This is a genomic window from Lunatimonas salinarum, assembly GCF_017811155.1.
Classification (GTDB): Bacteria; Bacteroidota; Bacteroidia; order Cytophagales; family Cyclobacteriaceae; genus Lunatimonas; species Lunatimonas salinarum.
This window is the reverse complement of the sequence record NZ_JACVCV010000008.1, coordinates 241,584-260,190: the sequence shown is the minus strand read 5'-3', so window position 1 is coordinate 260,190 and position 18,607 is coordinate 241,584. Positions and strand designations below refer to the sequence as shown.

Below are 18,607 nucleotides of genomic sequence, written 5' to 3'. Positions count from 1 at the left end.
AAAATAGATCAGATTATGAGCGACAGAATTCATACCCTCAGCGGTTATTTCCATGAGTACCAGAAGAGTGTTTCCCAGCCCGAGGAATTTTGGGCTAGGATTGCCGATTCGTTCCATTGGAGAAAGCGTTGGGATAAAGTATTGGATTGGAACTTTGAGGGCCCCGACGTGAAGTGGTTTGTAAATGCGAAGCTGAACATCACGGAAAATATTTTGGAACGCCACCTGTATACCATCGGAGATCGCCCCGCCATCATCTGGGAACCAAATGACCCGAAGGAAGAGGGGCGAACGCTTACCTACCATGATCTGTATTTGGAAGTGTGTCGTTTTTCCAATGTCTTGAAGGAAAAGGGCATTCAAAAAGGGGATAAGGTCATCATCTACATGCCGATGGTGCCGGAGGCTGCCATTGCCATGCTGGCTTGCGCCCGGGTAGGTGCCGTACACTCGGTAGTGTTTGCCGGTTTTTCCAGTACCGCACTGGCGGATCGCATCAATGATTGCGGGGCTAAAATGGTTCTCACTTCGGATGGAAACTTCCGTGGGGCCAAAAAAATCCCCGTAAAGGCAGTAGTCGATGAGGCACTGGAAAAAACCACCACCGTCCAACACGTCATTGTCTACCAACGTACCAAACAGGACGTCCAAATGGTGGCAGGACGCGACGCTTGGTGGCATGAGTGTGTGGCGGGTCAGTCTGATACCCACAAGGCGGAAACCATGGACAGTGAGGATATGCTGTTTATCCTGTACACTTCCGGATCCACCGGCAAGCCCAAAGGCGTGGTACACACCACCGGTGGCTACATGGTGTACACCAAGTACAGTTTTGAAAACGTATTCCAATACTCCCCAGGAGATGTATACTGGTGCACAGCGGACATCGGCTGGATCACGGGGCACTCCTATATTGTATACGGTCCGCTTTTGGCGGGTGCCACATCCATAATGTTTGAGGGGGTCCCAACTTTTCCCGATGCCGGCAGGTTCTGGGCCATTGTAGATAAATACCAAGTGAATCAGTTTTACACAGCCCCCACTGCGATACGTGCGCTACAGGCACACGGAACGGAACCCCTTGAGGCATATTCCCTGGATTCGCTAAAGGTACTGGGATCGGTGGGCGAACCGATTAACGAGGAGGCTTGGCACTGGTACCACACCCATGTCGGAAAGACCCGCTGCCCCATCGTGGACACCTGGTGGCAGACAGAGACTGGCGGCATCATGGTATCTCCATTGGCAGGTATTACCCCCACCAAACCCGCTTATGCCACCCTGCCATTGCCGGGTATTCAGCTTGCCATCATGGATCCCGAAGGCAAAGAACTCACCGGCAATGCCGTGGAAGGGAACCTCTGCGTAAAATTCCCTTGGCCGGGCATGCTACGCACCACCTACGGCGACCACGAGCGCTGCCAACAAACCTACTTTGCAGCCTACAAAAACAAGTACTTTACCGGAGACGGCGTCAAGCGCGACCACGATGGTTACTACCGCATTCTGGGACGGGTGGATGATGTGATCAACGTATCCGGGCACCGTATGGGCACGGCCGAGGTCGAGAACGCCATCAACGAACACCCACTTGTGATCGAATCTGCTGTGGTGGGATATCCCCACGAGGTAAAAGGTCAGGGAATCTATGCCTACGTGATCTGTGATATGAAAAACCGAACAGCGGAAAACCTGGTCAGCGAAATCAAGGACACGGTAACCAAGATCATAGGGCCCATCGCCAAGCCGGATAAGATACAGATTGTGCCCGGCCTGCCGAAAACTCGATCAGGCAAGATCATGCGCCGTATCCTCCGAAAAGTGGCTGAGGGTAGTTTGGACAGCATGGGCGATACCTCCACGTTGCTCGATCCTGAGGTAGTAGAACAAATCATTGCCGGAAGGGTATAAGTAGCCTTTACGGACCGAATGACGAAAAAAGGGACAGCCAACGAACGTAGCTGTCCCTTTTTTAGGTGGTCAAATGACTCCCTATGCGCGGTGTGCGCGTATATTTATTTCGCTATGGCGCATCACTTGTCCTCTCACCTGCTTCAATCATCGCATCAAGAATATGTTGCTTGGGAGGCAGTGGGCAGGTTGCAAAGGACGTGAATACACAAGGTGGATTGATGGCTTTGTTGAAATCCAGCACTACCCTGCCTTGCGTATCGGGTTTTTCGGCATAAAGATACCTTCCTCCGCCATAGGTGGATCGGCCGCTGCTCTCATCGGCAAAAATCAAAAATAGGGATTCCCCTTCTTCAAAGGCATCAAGCTGATATGCTTTCCCGCCCAACTCAAAGGTTACGGTTCCAACGGCAGGTGTGGGAATTGTTTGACCCAAAACATTGGCCAATGGAACCAGCTTGTGGGGCTTATAGGGCGTAAAAATTCCCAGCTTTCGCCAAGCAAGCTGCCGGGGAAATCGAGCTACTCCCTTAAAATTAAGGACCGCCTCTGAATCCAACTGCCTCAGACGGACGCCCACCCGATCTCCCCGCTGAATGAGTTGCCAGCGAAATGCCTCAAACTCCATAAGGGCGGATAATCCAGTTTCGGCGTCAAATACCAATACCTTTTCTTCCACTGCATGGCCGTCTATCTTGACCCCTTCTACCATCGCCTCGAAGAAGACCTGATTTCCTGACCAATCGAAAACGCCTACTATTTCCGGAGAAGCTGCATCCGGCAGGGACACCTCGAACCCGCCACCGCGTCCCATGCGATTCGGACCGGGAGTCAGCCAGTCCAGGCCGATCAAATTTAACCAGCCATCCTCTGCGGTCAATGCCCGCTTTCGCAGTTCCACCCACTCGGCCATCTCGGCTTCGTGGGCCTCGTCCGTGATGTCCAGCTGGCTTTCTTGGGAAGTACAAGCGACGTATAGCAGGATCATTGCAACGGGAAAAACCAGTCTGATCGGAAGGAAGTTCATGTGATAGGAAATCAGTCTAAAACCCTGTAAATGTACCTATTGCGATTCATTTTTCCTGTCGCGGGTAAGGAAAGAATCATGCGATAAAAGGAGTTAGGCTTTTTGGCCAATGTAAAATTAGCAGAAATCCATTAACTTACCATGTGGATATAGTGCACTGACCCGATCGAAAATCCGGTACCTAAAAGCAATGAACAAGCAACGCCTGATTTATGCCGCCTTACTTTTTGTACTGGCATCATTTTATCCAAGGTCGCAATATGGACCTGTGGATAAAACAACCTATCTTGAGGAACTGAAAAACGAGCTGGAGAAGAAATGGCCCGAGAACCGAACCATAAACCTTGTTTTTCATGGTCATTCTGTTCCTGCAGGATATTTCAAAACCCCCGTCGTAAATACACTGGATTCATATCCTTTTCTCCTGCTGATGAAATTGAAAGCCCAATATCCCTATGCCGTGATAAATGTCATCAATACGGCAATTGGAGGAGAAAATGCCCTCAACGGTGGAAGGCGGTTTGATTCGGAGGTACTGACGCATCGGCCGGACATTCTTTTTATTGACTATTCGCTGAATGACCGGGGACTTGGCCTAGAAAAGGCACTTCAAGCCTGGAATGAGATGATAAAAAAGGCGTTGGCTAGGGATGTTAAAGTGATTCTCCTGACTCCTTCTCCGGATCAGCGGGTCGATGTGTTGAATCCAAATGATGAGTTGGAACAGCATCGGAATCAGGTGGTCAAGTTGGCGGAAGAACATGGGATAGGCTTGGTAGACAGCTATCAGCTATTCAGAGATCGTGTGCTTGCAGGTGATAGCCTTTCCCATTACATGTCCCAAGTCAATCATCCGAATAGAGCTGGCCATCAATTAATAGCGGATGAAATCTTTACTTATTTTGAGTAAAGACCCTATGCGTTCCCAGATGATTTCGTTTTCATAAGGTCCTATTCGGATCTTTCCCAGGATAGTTCCCTTCCCAGAAATGTATCAGCACAGTACAGGATGGTATTTTCGGCGTAGGCCCTAATTTTGACACGTTGGATTAGACCGAAAGGGTGTATTTCCATCAAAAATCCCATTATCCACTGACCCTTTTCTTCATTATTGCTATCTTTAAAGGTGCATGCGTAAACTATCGCCCGTTGGGCATGTTGTACATTCGAAAACCTAACCCATGAAAGTTGGATTATTTATACCCTGCTACGTAGATCAGTTTTACCCTTCGGTAGCTATTGCCACGCTGGAGCTATTGGAAAAACTGGGCGTAGATGTAGATTACCCCATGAGCCAAACCTGTTGTGGACAGCCCATGGCAAACTCAGGATACGAGCATTTCAGCGCCGGTACCTCTGCGCATTTTACCGAAACCTTTGCAGGATATGATTACATCGTGGCGCCTTCCGGTAGCTGTACCCTCCATGTGAAGGAACACGTCATGGCGCAGGATGGCAGTGGCCCACGGATTTACGAGCTGTGCGAATTTCTCACAGACGTGCTTCAGGTGGAAGACCTGGGCGTCAGTTTTCCCCACAAGGTAGGATTTCACTCCAGTTGCCACGGCCTCCGTGGGTTGCGGCTAGCGAAGCCTTCCGAGATTGTGGGAGAGGATTTTAACAAACCGGAGAGCCTTTTGGCCAAGGTAGCCAACCTACAGTTGGTTACCCTGGACCGCAAAGACGAGTGTTGTGGATTTGGCGGAACCTTTGCGGTATTTGAGGAAGGCATATCTGTGCAGATGGGGAAGGACCGAATAGCCGATCATCTTAGTAAAGAAGTGGAGGTGATTACAGGAGCAGATATGTCTTGTTTGATGCATCTGGAGGGACTGTTGAAGCGGCAGAAAAGCCCGGTAAAGATCCTTCACATCGCCGAAATCCTTAACGGAATCACGCTACCCAAAACCTAAGCATCATGTCATCACCGAAAACCCACGCGGCGGCAGCCGAAGAGTTCTTGAAAGACGAAGCCAGGACCCACTGGCACGACGATACCCTTTGGCACGTACGCCAAAAAAGAGACACCTCAGCCCAAAAGCTGCCGGAATGGGAAACCCTCCGCAGTCAGGCCTCACAGATAAAGGACTACGTTCTTTCACACTTGGATGAATTGCTCGTGCAGTTTGAAGAAAACGCCAAAGCGAACGGAATCGAGGTCTTGTGGGCCAAAGACGGAAAGGAACACAACGAGCATGTCTACCGGATACTGCAAGAGCACCAGGTCAAAAAGCTGGTAAAAAGCAAGTCCATTCTGACGGAAGAATGTGGTCTGAACCATTTTTTGGAAGAAAGGGGCTATGATGTAGTAGATACCGATTTGGGGGAGCGGATCATCCAATTTAACCACCAGGTTCCCAGCCACATTGTGATGCCGGCCATCCACCTCAAAAAGAAGGAAATTGGTGAAATCTTCCACAAGCACCTGGGTACTGAAGAGGGGGCGGAAGATCCGGAGTACCTGACCGAAGCAGCACGTATACACCTGCGTGAGAAATTCATCCAGGCCAATGCCGCCATCACAGGGGTGAACTTCGGTATCGCCGAAACAGGGGGATTTGTGGTATGCACCAACGAGGGAAATGCGGACATGGGCACGCACTTGGCAGATGTGCACATCGCCTGCATGGGGATCGAAAAGCTGATACCTCGGGCGGCGGATCTAGGGGTCTACCTGCGCTTGCTCGCTAGAAGTGCTACCGGACAAAGCATCACCAATTATTCCTCGCATTTTCACCGACCTGCACCGGGAAAGAAAATGTACCTGATCTTGGTAGATAATGGCAGAACGACCCAGCTGGGCAGGGAGGATTTTCGAAATTCCCTGAAATGCATCCGATGTGGTGCCTGTATGAATACCTGTCCCATCTATCGAAGAAGCAGTGGCTTCAGTTACGGATCTACCGTACCCGGTCCGATTGGTTCCATTCTTTCTCCGGGCATAGACCTGAATAAATACAGCACCCTTCCCTTTGCGTCTACTCTCTGCGGTTCCTGTTCGGACGTTTGTCCGGTGAAGATCAATATCCATGAGCAACTATACAAATGGCGGCAGGTCATCGCCAAGGAAGGACATCCGCAATTGGCCAAAAAATGGTCGATGAAGCTGGCTGGCAAAGTACTGGGAAATCCTGCTTGGTATAATTTCATGGGTAAGACAGCGCGAACCATGCTGAAAATCACCCCGGATAGCCTGATTTATTCCAAGGTGAATGCGTGGGGCAAAAAGCGGGACCTTCCGGAAGTTCCGAAAGAAAGTTTTAAGGAGTGGTACCAGCATAACCGAAAAAAATGAATAGTAGGCAACAGATTTTAAGCTCCGCAAAAGCGAATAAGCCGGCGCCGACAGCGTTACCGGATCACCTTTCTTTTGCTTCTCCGGCCAAGGAGGAGCTCTTCGAAAGGTTTCAAGAGGCCAGTAGGCTAAATGGCGGACGAACCGTTCTAATCAAGACAAGGGCAGAAATAAACAGCTACCTGAGCGAACATACCGAAAAGGGACTACCGGTGGTTTCTACGGTGCCGGAAGTAACGGGAACGGTAGACCTAAATACCATTACAGATCCGCACGAACTGGAAACCGTGGAACTGGCGGTGCTGGAAGGGACCTGGTCTGCTGCGGAAAATGCAGCCATCTGGATGCCGGAGGAGAATTTGGTGCACCGGGTTCTCCCGTTTATCGCCCAGCACCTCGCAGTGGTGATTTCCAGCAAATACTTGTTAGGGGATATGCATGCGGTGTACCGGGAAATTCAGGTGAATGATCCGGGATACGGTGTGTTTATTGCCGGTCCTTCCAAAACGGCCGATATAGAGCAGTCCCTCGTGATAGGAGCCCACGGGCCGAGGAGCATGACCGTATTTTTGCTCGATGAGGGGTAAATGACACCTTAATCAGGGGCCCTATTTAGAAGCAAAGGAGTATTACGGGTATAATCCATATCCTAGCTTCTTTTCTATGAAACATAAATTCCTGCTACTCCTTGCCGTCACCTGGTTGATTGTGGCTAATGCCCTGTTAGTGGCCCAGCAGCATCCAGACAATAAGCCCGGTTTTTTAATCCACCCTTACCTGCAATTCAGCACACAAACCGAGATATCCATACTTTGGGAAACCACGCATCCTGCCTCTACCGTCGTGGCTTATGGTCCGTCCCAATATCACACAGGTACAGCCAATCTTACCGATCGAGCGGAAAGTCCAGGAGTAAAAACGATGCACGAGGTTACCCTAACCTCTCTAGAGGCAGAAAGGAACTACTTCTATCAGGTTATCTCCATCACCGAGGCCGGAGATACCCTACAAAGTGAAGTGACTCCTTTTCGCACAGTGGTAAACAAAGAAAGTGCCTTTGCATTCACGGTTTTTTCGGATTCCCAATCCAACCCCGAAGTCTGGGGGAACATCACCCGCCATGCGTTCGAAGAGCGCCCTAACTTTGCCGTGCACGCCGGCGACCTTGTAGGGCTTGGCTACCGAAAAAGTGAGTGGGTAAAGGAGTTCTTTGCGCCTGCCAAACACTTTATGAAGCAGATTCCCATTTTTTCAACCCTTGGAAATCACGAGCACGATGCAGCCTATTATTACCAGTACATGAAAAATCCCGAGCCGGAGCATTTCTACACCTTCAGCTACGGCAATGCGGATTTTTTTATGATCGATACCGACCAGTATCAGGAGCCTGGTACACCCCTGCATCTATGGCTGGAGAGAGCCCTAGCCACTTCCCAGGCAACTTGGAAATTTGTCGTGCAACATCATCCGCCTTACTCGTCTGAAGAAAATGACTATGGCAACACCCTGTACGAAAGCTCTGCACTAGGAGATGATGAGGCCCGGCTGTTAGTTCCGCTTTACGAAAAATTCGGAGTGGATATGGTGTTTTCTGGCCACCTACACATGTATGAACGAACCTGGCCCATATTAGATGGTCGGGTAGTGGAGAAAAACGGCGTACGTTATTTTATCTTGGGGGGTTCAGGTGGCGGACTGGAAAAGGCCGCCCCTACTCGGACATGGTTTACCAACAAAGTCCGAACGCTTCATCATTACGCCTACCTTGCGATCAACGGAAATCACTTGCAGTATCAGGCCATAGATCAGCACGGCAATCTTTTTGACCAATTCGAATTGCAAGCGGCTAGGCCAAAAACACCCGCCTCGGCCCTTGCACCGACTACACCGATGCCCGATAACCCGCAGCGAAAATTTTCGAACCCTCTGAAGGTTTCGCTGAGCACCGCCCATGCCGCTGACGAATTATACTACACTACCGACGGCAGCATTCCCTCCAGAAAGGCCAAAAGATATACCGGCCCTATTGATATCAGTGAAAGTACCCAATTGAAGGCCATTGCCTACAATAAGCAGGGACAAAGTTCCATAGGAAGCTATTATTTCGAATACACTCCAGCACGGAAACCTACCGTAGTCAACAATCCCAAGCCGGGTATTCGGTATACCTATTACACCGGTAAGCTTAAGGATTCCAAGGCATCGTTAGCCAGTCAATTAACCGCAACTGCAAGGGGTGTTATTGATTCCTATGACTGGAATCTGCTTCCCCGCAGAGCGTACGATTGGGGAGCGGAGTTGACGGGCTACTTGTCCGTACCCGAAAGCGGGCGCTACCGATTTAAAGGGCATGCCTATCAGCTTTTCCGATTCTATCTTCACGATCAGCTACTTATCGAAGAGTTCAGCAGGGAAGTTGGAGTCTCAGCAGAAGTTTTTTTAGAAAAAGGGCTACACCCTTTTCGCATAGAATACCACCTGCCGGATCGCTACGATGCGTACGGAAGTTTGGAAGTAGTTCATCCAAACGGGCATCGTGAATCGGTGGAGAAATGGCGTTTTTTTCACGAATAAGTCGCGGGGCAAAGGGGCCTCATTTTAGGCCGATGCGATCCGCAGTCGTTGAAATTCGACTTCCAGTGATAAAAAATGTCCGAAAACGGACAAAAAATATGGAAAAAAGGGTAAAAAATACCCCGATCGGGGTATTTTTTTAGCCAAATCATTGCCTTACCTTTACACCGGGTGATTAAGCAACTTTTCAAACTGATAGTTTTTATGTATTAAAATGGGGGGTTATAGGTTTAACTATTTTTTAACCCCCATTTTTTTAAACGTTTTCAAGTAACCTTCCTAAGTATAACCGATAATTAACGTAATAGGATTAACGAACCACTGGTATTTTAACGTATTTTTGCCCAAATGGTAACCCTACGACACCCAAACCAGCCTACGTACCTTCTCTTGGGCATCATTTTGGTCGCTGCCACGCTCAGGCCGACTATCACGAGCGTTGGGCCATTGATCCCTATGATCCGCTCAGACTTGGGTCTCTCCAATGGGCTTGCCGGTTTTTTGACCACCTTGCCACTACTCACCTTCGCCACCTTTTCGTTGTTTTCAGCAGCCATTGGCCGCCGTATGGGATATGCACGGGCGATACTTTTGGGAATGATCATTATTGGGGTGGGGATTTTGCTCCGGGTGACCGGAGGACCCGTATTGCTTTTCCTGGGAACAGGCCTTACAGGTATTGGCATTGTGATATGCAATGTACTGCTCATCCCGCTCGTAAAGGTTCGCATGCCCGGCAAGGTAGGGAAGATCACCGGTATCTATGCCACAGTGATGACGCTGGTGGCGGCGATTGCTTCTGCCGTGAGTGTACCATTGGCGGTGGATTTGGGGTTAGGCTGGCGAGGATCCTTGGTAGCTTGGATTATGCTATTGGCTACTGCCATTTTGGTTTGGTTGCCACAGGTGAAACCCCAAAAGGCGGTTACCCAAAGCCCGCAAAACAGTCCGATAGTGAACGTATGGAAGTCCAAGCTTGCCTGGCAGGTTTCCCTATTTATGGGGGTGCAGTCGCTGCTTTTTTTTACGCTGATTACTTGGCTTCCCGGTCTGTTTATTGCCCGTGGTGTGAGTCCCGTAAATGCGGGTCTCATCCTGTCGCTTATGCAGCTTGTGGCGTTGATTGGAACCTTTTTGGCACCCATTATTGCAGTAAGGTTCCGTGCGCAGTCACGTATGATCTTGGTGCTTGGAGGCTGTTATTTGGTAGGGTTTGGCCTGTTATTTTCGACATCTATTGCGTGGAATATCGGAGGCCTTTGTCTTTCGGGTCTCTGTATGGGCGCTAGTCTGAGTATGGCCTATACGCTGATCACCTTGCGAACAGCCAATGATCGAACGACTGCGGCGCTTTCTGGGATGGCGCAGTCTACCGGATACTACTTGGCTGCTTTAGGGCCGGTACTCTTCGGGGTAGCCATGGATCAGTGGCAAGATTGGGATCATTTGATCTACTTGGTCCTCATTACATCACTGTTCTTCGCAGGATTTGGCTATTTTGCAGGTAAGAATAAGAAGGTTTAGTGCTTTATCGATAACTTTGCCATTTACCAAGCCCATTATCATGCAAGAATACCTAGCGACGTATGGAATATCTGAAAGCATTTTCAACTATTTGATCATGCCGCTTTTGATATTCCTGGCGCGTATTGGGGATGTTTCGATCAACACCTTGCGGATCGTGTTTGTGATGTCCGGGAAGAAATACATTGCGCCGATCATGGGGTTTTTCGAGGCTTTGATTTGGCTCTTGGCGATTGGACAGATTTTCCAAAACATCAATAACCCCCTCTCCTACATTGCCTATTCAGGGGGATTTGCGATGGGCATTTGGGTGGGAATGACCATCGAGGAAAAGTTGGCGTTGGGGCGGGTACTGGTCAGGGTAATTACGCCCGAGCCCATGCCGCAGTTGGTCGAATACATGAAAGAAAAGGGACACCGCTTTACGATTGTGGGTGCGGAGGGTCGCTATGGTAGGGTGCAGTTGCTCTTTACCGTTTTGAAACGGGAAAATCTAAAGGACTTTGTGGCCAAGGTGAAGAAGGTAAACGAAAAGGCTTTTTATACTATCGAAAGTGTGAAGCGGGTAAGCGAAGACGATTTTACCTTGACCGAGGATCGGCCAAATTTTGCAACTCGCTTTCTCGGAAAGATTCGCAAGTAAACCCTATCCAACCATGCTTCTGCGGCAGCAATGGATTCTACCCTTGGTTTTGAAAATGGCTGCATACCACCCGGGTGTAAGTAAATAGGGAATGACTAAAGGTCGACCTGGCCGAGGTTCCGCATGTTTCTCAAAATCCAGCTTTGTCGGTTTCGGATGTAGTTGGTCGGCTGGGCGGGGTTCCAGCGGCGTGGATTGGGCAATACCGCGGCGATTAGGGCGGCTTCCCGAGGGGATAGGTCCGCTGCGGATTTTTTAAAATAGTGCCGTGCCGCTTCCTCAATGCCGTAAATGCCATTGCCCATTTCAATCACGTTCAGGTACACTTCCATGATGCGGCGTTTTCCCCATCCAAATTCGATTAAAAGCGAAAAATAGGCCTCTAAGCCCTTTCTCAGGAGGTTTCTTGCAGGCCAAAGAAATACGTTTTTGGCGGTTTGATTGGTAATGGTGCTACCCCCTCGAAAGCGTTTGCCGGTTGCTATTTCCTTTCGTGCCTGCGCAATGGCCTCCCAGTCAAAACCATTGTGGGAGGGGAACTTTTGATCTTCGGAAGCGATAACCGCCAGTACCACGTGGGGCGAAATACGTTCATAAGGAACCCAAGATTGATGCGGCGCTGAAAACTCCTCCGGCCCCAAAAGCGATTCGGTAGCCCGTATCACCATGAGGGGCGTTATCCATACCGGGACCAATCGGTAGACTGCCACCATGACCCACGAAAAAACTATCAGGCCCAACAGCAGCCGGAGCAAGGATTTTACTATTTTTCGAAGGGTACCGCGCATAGTTCCTTTATCTAATTGCTGCCTAGCCACAGCGAATTTAGGCATAAAACCATCGTTTATGGTGCATAGTCTCCGATAAAATCTATTTTTGCCGTGACGTTGCCCCGCGACCTTTACGAAACCCCGAAACGCATGGAAACCGATTCTCCCCTGCCGAAATCCTTCGTACAATCCCTCGAAGATGTGTTGGAACCAAATGAAATCCCCTCTTTTTTAGCTTCCTTGCAAGAAGAGCCCGTGACCAGTGTTCGGTTAAACCCTTTTAAACCCCTCGCGGGATTTGAGGAGACACTTCCGGTACCCTGGTGTCCGGAAGCCAGCCTACTCCGAAGTCGTCCTTCGTTTACCTTGGATCCGTTGTTTCATGCGGGGGCCTATTATGTGCAGGAAGCCTCCTCTACCTTTCTTTCCCATGTACTATCTGCTCTCTCAGTTCCCAAGGACGCGGTGTTTTTGGACCTTTGTGCCGCTCCAGGCGGAAAATCAACCCTCTTAGCCTCCTACCTAGGTAAGCAAGGCATCCTTGTAGCCAACGAGGTGATTTCAAGCAGGGCGCAAGTACTCAAGGAAAATATCGTCAAATGGGGCATTGGAAACACCGTAGTAACCCAAAACGACGCCTCGCATTTTGAGCCGTTGAAGGGGTTGTTTGATTTGGTTCTGGTAGATGCACCCTGTTCGGGCGAAGGCATGTTTCGAAAGGATCCGAACGCCATCGCCGAATGGTCGCCGGATCATGTGACGCATTGTGCTGTGCGTCAGCGGCGAATTCTCGACGAAGTAGGTGCGCTTCCCAAGGCCGGAGGCTATCTAGTGTATGCTACCTGCACGTACAATAGCCGCGAAAATGAGGAAAATATTCGCTTTCTGGCGGAGGAATTTTCCTTTGAGCCTGTACAGATTCCAGTACCAGCTGAGTGGGGGATCGTGGAAAGCCACATCAAGACCGATGCAGGGGACTTCTTTGGATACCGTTTTTTTCCACACATGGTGGCAGGAGAAGGGTTTTTCATCAGCGTGATGAAGCGGGCCTCTACTGCCACAATTGCCACACCCAAGATGCAAAAGGAATTCCGGCATCCCCACCTGAAACGGATCAACGGCAAGCTGCTAGCCGATGAACTGGCCAAACAGGTGCCTTCTGTGGAGGAATCCTCCTTTTACGCATTGGGCGGAGCCTACTTTTTGTTTCCGAAGGAATTCCAACCTACCTTCGAATTTATCGCAAACCACCTGAACCTTCGTTATATGGGGATCGCACTCGGAGAAATGAACCATAATAGTTGGATTCCAAGCCATGAGTGGGCACTCTCCATCCTTCCAAAGCATCGCGTAAGCAAGGTGGATGTCTCACTGGATCAGGCGCTATCGTTCCTACGAAAGGAAACATTTCCGCTGGAACAAGCGCCCTCAGGATGGGTGTTGGTCACTTATCTGGGGCACGCGTTAGGCTGGGTGAAGAATTTGGGTAGCCGGATAAACAATTACTATCCCAAGGAATGGCGGATCCGCATGGATTAGTAGGTTTCCTCTCCTTCGTCGGTAAATCGAGATAAGTCAAAAACCTCATCCTCCAGGTAATGGGGGTACATTTTTTGGTGTATTTTCTTGACTTCTCCGGTCAGCACACTCCGGAATTCTTCTATATTTATCCCAGACTCCGCAGCCATAAAAACCGGTTTAATGGCTAATTTTTTGGTATAGCTTTCTTCGAGTTTTTCAAAGTCGATGTATCCAGCCTCCTCGACCTCAAGTTCAGTCATTTGCATCAGTACCTCTTCGTCGGGCATCTTCGGGGCAATATCAATCTTATTGAAGACCAAAATCACCGGCTTGTCACCCGCCCCCAATTCGTTAAGGGTCTGGTTTACGACGTTGATCTGATCTTGAAAGCCCGGATGGGATACGTCCACCACGTGCACCAACAGATCGGCTTCCTTGATTTCTGCCAAGGTTGACTTAAAAGACTCGATCAGGTGGGTAGGCAACTTCCGTATGAAGCCCACGGTGTCGGAAAGCAAAAATGGCAGGTTTTCGAGCACTACCTTTCGCACCGTAGAGTCAACCGTGGCAAATAGCTTATCTTCGGCCAATACGTCCGCTTTGGTCATCAGGCGCATCAGGGTGCTCTTTCCTACGTTGGTGTATCCCACCATGGCTACGCGCACGATGCCTGTTCTGCCTTTTCGCTGGGTAATTCCCTGCTTTTCGATTTTATCGAGCTTCTGTTTTAGCAAGGTGATCTTGGCACGTATATCCCTTTTATCCGTTTCAATTTCTTTCTCACCGGCACCGCCGCGGGTAGAAGTTCCACCCCGTTGTCGCTCTAAGTGGGTCCACATCCGCGTAAGTCGGGGTAACAAGTATTGATACCGGGCCAATTCTACCTGAGTTTTCGCTTGCGCTGTTTGGGCTCTTTGAAGAAAAATGTCAAGAATTAACAAGGAACGATCGTAAACCTTGACCTTTAGTTCATTTTCAAGATTCCGCATCTGTGATGGAGATAGGTCATCGTCAAAGATGATCATATCCACTTCAAAAAACTCGATATAGGACTTGATTTCCTCCAGCTTCCCCGATCCCACAAAGGTGCGGATATCCGGCTTTTCCAGCCGCTGTGTAAATCGGTGGATGGCTTCAGCACCGAGCGTCTCGGTCAGCAGCGCAAGCTCATCCAAGTGCTCTTGGATCACCCGGTCTGTGTCCTGCTGATGAATCAGTGCCACCAACACGGCTTTTTCCTGTTCTGGAGCGGTGTCGATTAATTTCTTTAGTTTTCTTGTGTATTTGCTCATCTAACCTTTTCTTAACTCTTAAAACCCCCTTGTGTAGCTAACCTTTGCTTGCCTTTTCTGTTGCTCCATGGGAGTATGATCGGTCAAACCCTGTGCCTAAACCGACGGAATGGCACAAAATTAACTATAGCGCTATTTTAGCAGGTTAAATTTAGCTAATTTTGAAGAAAAATAGGCAGAAAGTATCGGTACTTGATATTCCTGACTTTTCTGTCTATTCCAACATTCGTATAAATCACACCAGATAGCAGCATACCCATGGAGATACGAGAAACACCCATAAAGGATGTCGTGGAAATCTACCCCAAGATATTTCGGGACGAGCGAGGATATTTTTTGGAGACTTATAAACAGGATGTCTTTGAGAAGCATGGTCTGCCAACGGTATGGATGCAGGATAATCAGTCCTTTTCGGAACGGGACATTGTGAGAGGGCTCCATTTTCAGACCGGTGAGTTTGCACAGGCCAAGCTTGCACGAGTGATCGTAGGCAAAGTGCTCGATGTCTGTGTGGACCTAAGAAAGGGATCCCCCACATTTGGTCAGTATCACGCTGTCGTGCTAGATGCCAATCTACAGAACATGCTGTATATCCCAAAAGGCTTTGCCCATGGTTTTGCTGTTTGGGAGGATGCCATATTTTCTTACAAGTGTTCCAATTTGTATCATAAAGCCAGTGAAGGAGGAATTATCTGGGATGATACTCAGCTTAACATCCAATGGGGCGTGTCCCGTCCGTTGCTGTCCGACAAAGACCTGGCGTTGCCGACGTTGGAGGAATTTCAAAAATTGAGTGGAGGAGGGCTTTAATGTCGTTGTTAGATATATTTAAAAAGAAGAGACCCAAAGAAAACCTTCCCTTGGACCTTTCGTGGATGAAGGTGGATATGCATAGCCACCTAATCCCGGGGATAGACGATGGGGCCCAAACCATGGAAGATTCTTTGGAGCTGATTAAGCGTTTGAAAGGCTGGGGACTTCAAAAACTGATCATGACCCCCCATATCATGAGTGAGTTTTATAAAAACACCCCTGAAATCATCCAAGGGGGCTTGGAGGCCCTCAGGAAGGCCGTTGCGAAAGAGGGAATAGATATCCAACTGGAAGCGGCGGCTGAGTATTATTTGGATGAGCTTTTTTACGATAAGATTCTAAAAAAGGAGCCGCTGTTGACACTTGGAGATAATATGATCTTGGTGGAAACCGGATTTATGAACAAGACCCATATTTTGGAAGATACGTTGTTTCGCTTGGAGACTGCGGGGTATAAGCCCATTTATGCCCATCCGGAGCGATACCTGTACCTGCATCAGAATCCATCCCTGCTGGAGTCACTGGCAGAGCGGAATATCTATTTTCAGTTAAATCTATTGTCGCTTACGGGATATTACTCCAAGCCGGTGAAGAAATTTGCCGAAAAGCTAATCGATATGCAGTTGGTAAAGTTGGTCGGTACCGACTGCCATAACCAACGATACCTCGACGCGCTTGAAAATCTGCCAAACGAAAGATATTACGAAAAACTAATGTCCTTACCGTTGGTTAATTCTTCGCTATGAAGGTACTGATCACTGGTATCACCGGCCTATTGGGAAGTTACCTTGCAAGGGAATTTGCAGGGCTGGGAATACTGCATGGATTGAAGAGGAAACAGAGTAAACTGGATCTCTTAGGCGATTTGAGTACGGAGGTTACTTGGCACGAGGGTGATATCAACGATTTTCAGTCGCTGGAAGCCGCTTTTAAGGATGTGGATATCGTGATCCATGCAGCAGGCTTGGTCCCGGTCGATCTGCCAGGGGAGGGTGACTTGCTCAAGGTAAACCTAGAAGGCACGACAAACGTGGTAAACGCCCTCCTTAGCACAGGCATCAAGCGACTGGTATTTATCAGTTCCGCATCTGCCCTGGGGATAGATCCGGATACAGATATCATCAATGAACAATATAAGTGGACCACCTCAGATCTAAATTCCCCCTATGCGGTATCCAAACACCTCGCCGAACTCGAGGTTTGGAGGGGTGCACAAGAGGGACTGGAGGTGATGGTCTTCAACCCGACCACGTTATTGCCAAAAATTTCAGATTGCCGCTCGAGTGCCCACATTTATCAGTATTTGCTTAAATCCGCCTACGGGTCCAATGCAGGAAATTTCAATTATTCCGACATTCGGGATGCGAGTGCGCTTATCGCAAAGCTGGTAAAGGATGGCGAGTGGAATTCACGGTACATTATTAGCAACGGGAGCATTCCGTTCCCGGATCTTTTGGTCCATCTGCGTGAGGCATTTAAATCTGCTCCAGTCAATGAGTTATTCCCCTGGAGGAGCGCAAATAGCTGGAAAAGCCTCTTGCCGTTTTTCTTAAAACGAAAGACTTATGGAAAGTTTGATGGCCTTAATGGGTTGATTGCAGGCAAGCCGCTGGTTTACGAAAATAAAAAAGCGGCGGAGTTGAGCGGATTTTCCTTTCGCCCGTTGACGGAGACACTGCGGTGGGCATCCGGGAACGAAAGCAAAAGCATCCCCGTTTAGTAGGCGATGGGGCGGTGAAAATTATCCCCCCACCTGTGTGCGCTACCAAAAATTTTGGTAACTTATGTGTTAAACAGAAAAGATATTCAATGACGGGAGATTTTGAAAACCATTCAGAACAGGACCGGGAGTTGGTTCTAAGATTCGAAAACTCCCTCAAGGCCAATTTGGACTTGTATTTTGGAGAGGAGGAACTGGAGGATATCGTCAGGTTTTACCTAGACAATCAAAAATTTAAAAAGGCCTACAAAGCCAGTCAGATTGCGTTGGAGAAGTTCCCTTTTTCCCAGGAAATAAAGCTACTTCAGGCACAGGCCATGATATTACTGGATGATATCGAGGAGGGGGTGGAAATACTCGAGCACCTCAATAATATCTCTCCGAACAACGAAGACATCGTTTTGGCACTGGCGAATGCCTACCCCATATTAGGCAACATACGGGAGGCGATTGAATTACTCGAAGCATACCTCCCCGTGGCCGAGGACAAGGCCGAGGTTCATTACTTGCTCGGAAATGTGTACCGTGCCGATGGTCAAAAGGAAAGAGCCATACAATCCTACAAAGACTGTGTGACCCTGAAGCTCAACCACGAAGATGCCCTTTTTCAACTTGCCATGATAACCGAAGAGGAGGGATCCTTCGATGAGATCCTTCAGTTCTATCAGGAGTTTATCGATCAAGATCCGTACAACGCCGGTTCTTGGTACAACCTTGGCGTGGTTTATAACCGTTTAGGGAAATTTGAAGAAGCCATCACGGCCTATGAGTATGCCATCCTGATTGATGATAGCTTTGCCTCTGCCTATTTTAACATGGGCAATGCGTTGATGAACACCCAACAGTATGAACAGGCTCTGGAAGCCTATCAAAACACCATCAACTGTGAGGGAAGCAACTCGGAAAACTGCTGCTATCTGGGAGCGGCCTACGAAAAATTGAATCAAATTGACTTGGCGTTCAAGTATTTCAAAAAATCTGCCAAACTGGATCCCGAGTACGACGACGCGTGGTTTGGGATGGGTATGTGCATGCTTAAAAAGAAGAAATATTTCGAGGCCATTCATTACTTCAAAAAGGCCATCCACCTATCGGACGAAAACGCCAACTACTGGGTCGGTCTGGCAGAGGCCGAATACAACTTGGGAAACCTACAGGCAAGTTCTGAGGCCTATGAGGAGGCTATCAACTTGGAACCCGGGATCATGGAAACATATATCAACCTTTCCATCATCTATTTTGACCAAAATCGATTTGAAGAAGCAGAGGATGTGATCAAAGAAGGCATGGAAGAGTTGCCTGAAGAAGCAGAGCTATATTACCGACTAGTGGTATACCTCATAAAGACGGGGAAATACAAAGAAGCCTTTTCAATTTTAGAAAATGCATTAACTTTGGGGTTTGAAAAACACGTGATTTTATTTGAGTTGATGCCAGAACTGGAGCATCAAAAAGCCATTTATAAAATCATCAACCAATATAGGACCGATTTTACCTAGTGAGTTTTCCTATTATTT

At 48.7% G+C, this 18,607-nt stretch carries 16 protein-coding genes; 13 read left to right on the top strand and 3 right to left on the bottom strand.

Going from position 1 to position 18,607, the window contains the following annotated elements:
- Nucleotides 1-15: 15 nt before the first annotated feature.
- Nucleotides 16-1,911: an acetate--CoA ligase gene (acs, locus tag IAQ59_RS12075; RefSeq protein WP_209331065.1), complete on the top strand. Its 1,896-nt coding sequence runs from the start codon at nucleotides 16-18 to the stop codon at nucleotides 1,909-1,911.
- Between the two features lie 112 nt (nucleotides 1,912-2,023).
- Here acs and IAQ59_RS12070 read toward each other — a convergent pair whose 3' ends face one another.
- Complete coding sequence (locus IAQ59_RS12070; RefSeq protein ID WP_209331064.1) at nucleotides 2,024-2,938, bottom strand: DUF1684 domain-containing protein; 915 nt, start codon at nucleotides 2,936-2,938, stop codon at nucleotides 2,024-2,026.
- Between the two features lie 190 nt (nucleotides 2,939-3,128).
- On the opposite strand from IAQ59_RS12070, the gene IAQ59_RS12065 reads away from it, so the two are divergent.
- From IAQ59_RS12065 to IAQ59_RS12035, 7 genes are all read left to right on the top strand, one after another.
- Complete coding sequence (locus tag IAQ59_RS12065; RefSeq protein ID WP_209331063.1) at nucleotides 3,129-3,848, top strand: SGNH/GDSL hydrolase family protein; 720 nt, start codon at nucleotides 3,129-3,131, stop codon at nucleotides 3,846-3,848.
- A gap of 271 nt (nucleotides 3,849-4,119) precedes the next feature.
- Nucleotides 4,120-4,851: a (Fe-S)-binding protein gene (locus tag IAQ59_RS12060; protein ID WP_209331062.1), complete on the top strand. Its 732-nt coding sequence runs from the start codon at nucleotides 4,120-4,122 to the stop codon at nucleotides 4,849-4,851.
- Nucleotides 4,852-4,856: 5 nt separating this feature from the next.
- On the top strand, nucleotides 4,857-6,233 hold the full coding sequence (locus tag IAQ59_RS12055) for a lactate utilization protein B (RefSeq protein ID WP_209331061.1): 1,377 nt from the start codon (nucleotides 4,857-4,859) through the stop codon (nucleotides 6,231-6,233).
- On the top strand, nucleotides 6,230-6,820 hold the full coding sequence (locus IAQ59_RS12050) for a LutC/YkgG family protein (RefSeq protein WP_209331060.1): 591 nt from the start codon (nucleotides 6,230-6,232) through the stop codon (nucleotides 6,818-6,820). Before IAQ59_RS12055 ends, IAQ59_RS12050 begins: the two co-directional genes overlap by 4 nt.
- A gap of 76 nt (nucleotides 6,821-6,896) precedes the next feature.
- Nucleotides 6,897-8,807 (top strand): metallophosphoesterase, encoded by a 1,911-nt coding sequence (locus IAQ59_RS12045; RefSeq protein WP_209331059.1) that lies wholly within the window; start codon nucleotides 6,897-6,899, stop codon nucleotides 8,805-8,807.
- A 348-nt stretch (nucleotides 8,808-9,155) separates the two neighbouring features.
- On the top strand, nucleotides 9,156-10,331 hold the full coding sequence (locus tag IAQ59_RS12040) for a CynX/NimT family MFS transporter (RefSeq protein ID WP_209331058.1): 1,176 nt from the start codon (nucleotides 9,156-9,158) through the stop codon (nucleotides 10,329-10,331).
- A gap of 40 nt (nucleotides 10,332-10,371) precedes the next feature.
- On the top strand, nucleotides 10,372-10,974 hold the full coding sequence (locus IAQ59_RS12035; protein WP_209331057.1) for a DUF2179 domain-containing protein: 603 nt from the start codon (nucleotides 10,372-10,374) through the stop codon (nucleotides 10,972-10,974).
- A 95-nt stretch (nucleotides 10,975-11,069) separates the two neighbouring features.
- Here the strand turns inward: IAQ59_RS12035 and mtgA are convergent, their stop codons facing one another.
- A complete protein-coding gene (gene mtgA / locus IAQ59_RS12030; RefSeq protein ID WP_342450701.1) occupies nucleotides 11,070-11,807 on the bottom strand; it encodes a monofunctional biosynthetic peptidoglycan transglycosylase in 738 nt (245 codons plus the stop codon).
- An 87-nt stretch (nucleotides 11,808-11,894) separates the two neighbouring features.
- Between mtgA and IAQ59_RS12025 the strand changes: the two genes are divergently transcribed.
- Nucleotides 11,895-13,283 carry a methyltransferase RsmF C-terminal domain-like protein gene (locus IAQ59_RS12025; RefSeq protein WP_209331056.1) on the top strand — a complete coding sequence of 463 codons (1,389 nt, stop codon included), beginning with the start codon at nucleotides 11,895-11,897 and terminating at the stop codon, nucleotides 13,281-13,283.
- On the opposite strand, the gene hflX is transcribed toward IAQ59_RS12025, so the two are convergent.
- Entirely contained in the window at nucleotides 13,280-14,557 is a 1,278-nt protein-coding gene (hflX, locus tag IAQ59_RS12020) for a GTPase HflX (RefSeq protein WP_209331055.1), read from the bottom strand. The two genes, IAQ59_RS12025 and hflX, sit on opposite strands and share 4 nt — an antisense overlap.
- Before the next feature lie 258 nt (nucleotides 14,558-14,815).
- On the opposite strand from hflX, the gene rfbC reads away from it, so the two are divergent.
- From rfbC to IAQ59_RS12000, 4 genes are all read left to right on the top strand, one after another.
- On the top strand, nucleotides 14,816-15,367 hold the full coding sequence (gene rfbC, locus IAQ59_RS12015; protein WP_209331054.1) for a dTDP-4-dehydrorhamnose 3,5-epimerase: 552 nt from the start codon (nucleotides 14,816-14,818) through the stop codon (nucleotides 15,365-15,367).
- On the top strand, nucleotides 15,367-16,116 hold the full coding sequence (locus IAQ59_RS12010; protein WP_209331053.1) for a tyrosine-protein phosphatase: 750 nt from the start codon (nucleotides 15,367-15,369) through the stop codon (nucleotides 16,114-16,116). Before rfbC ends, IAQ59_RS12010 begins: the two co-directional genes overlap by 1 nt.
- Complete coding sequence (locus IAQ59_RS12005; protein WP_209331052.1) at nucleotides 16,113-17,090, top strand: NAD-dependent epimerase/dehydratase family protein; 978 nt, start codon at nucleotides 16,113-16,115, stop codon at nucleotides 17,088-17,090. The genes IAQ59_RS12010 and IAQ59_RS12005 overlap by 4 nt, the downstream gene beginning before the upstream one ends.
- Before the next feature lie 89 nt (nucleotides 17,091-17,179).
- Entirely contained in the window at nucleotides 17,180-18,589 is a 1,410-nt protein-coding gene (locus tag IAQ59_RS12000) for a tetratricopeptide repeat protein (RefSeq protein ID WP_209331051.1), read from the top strand.
- Nucleotides 18,590-18,607: the final 18 nt, after the last annotated feature.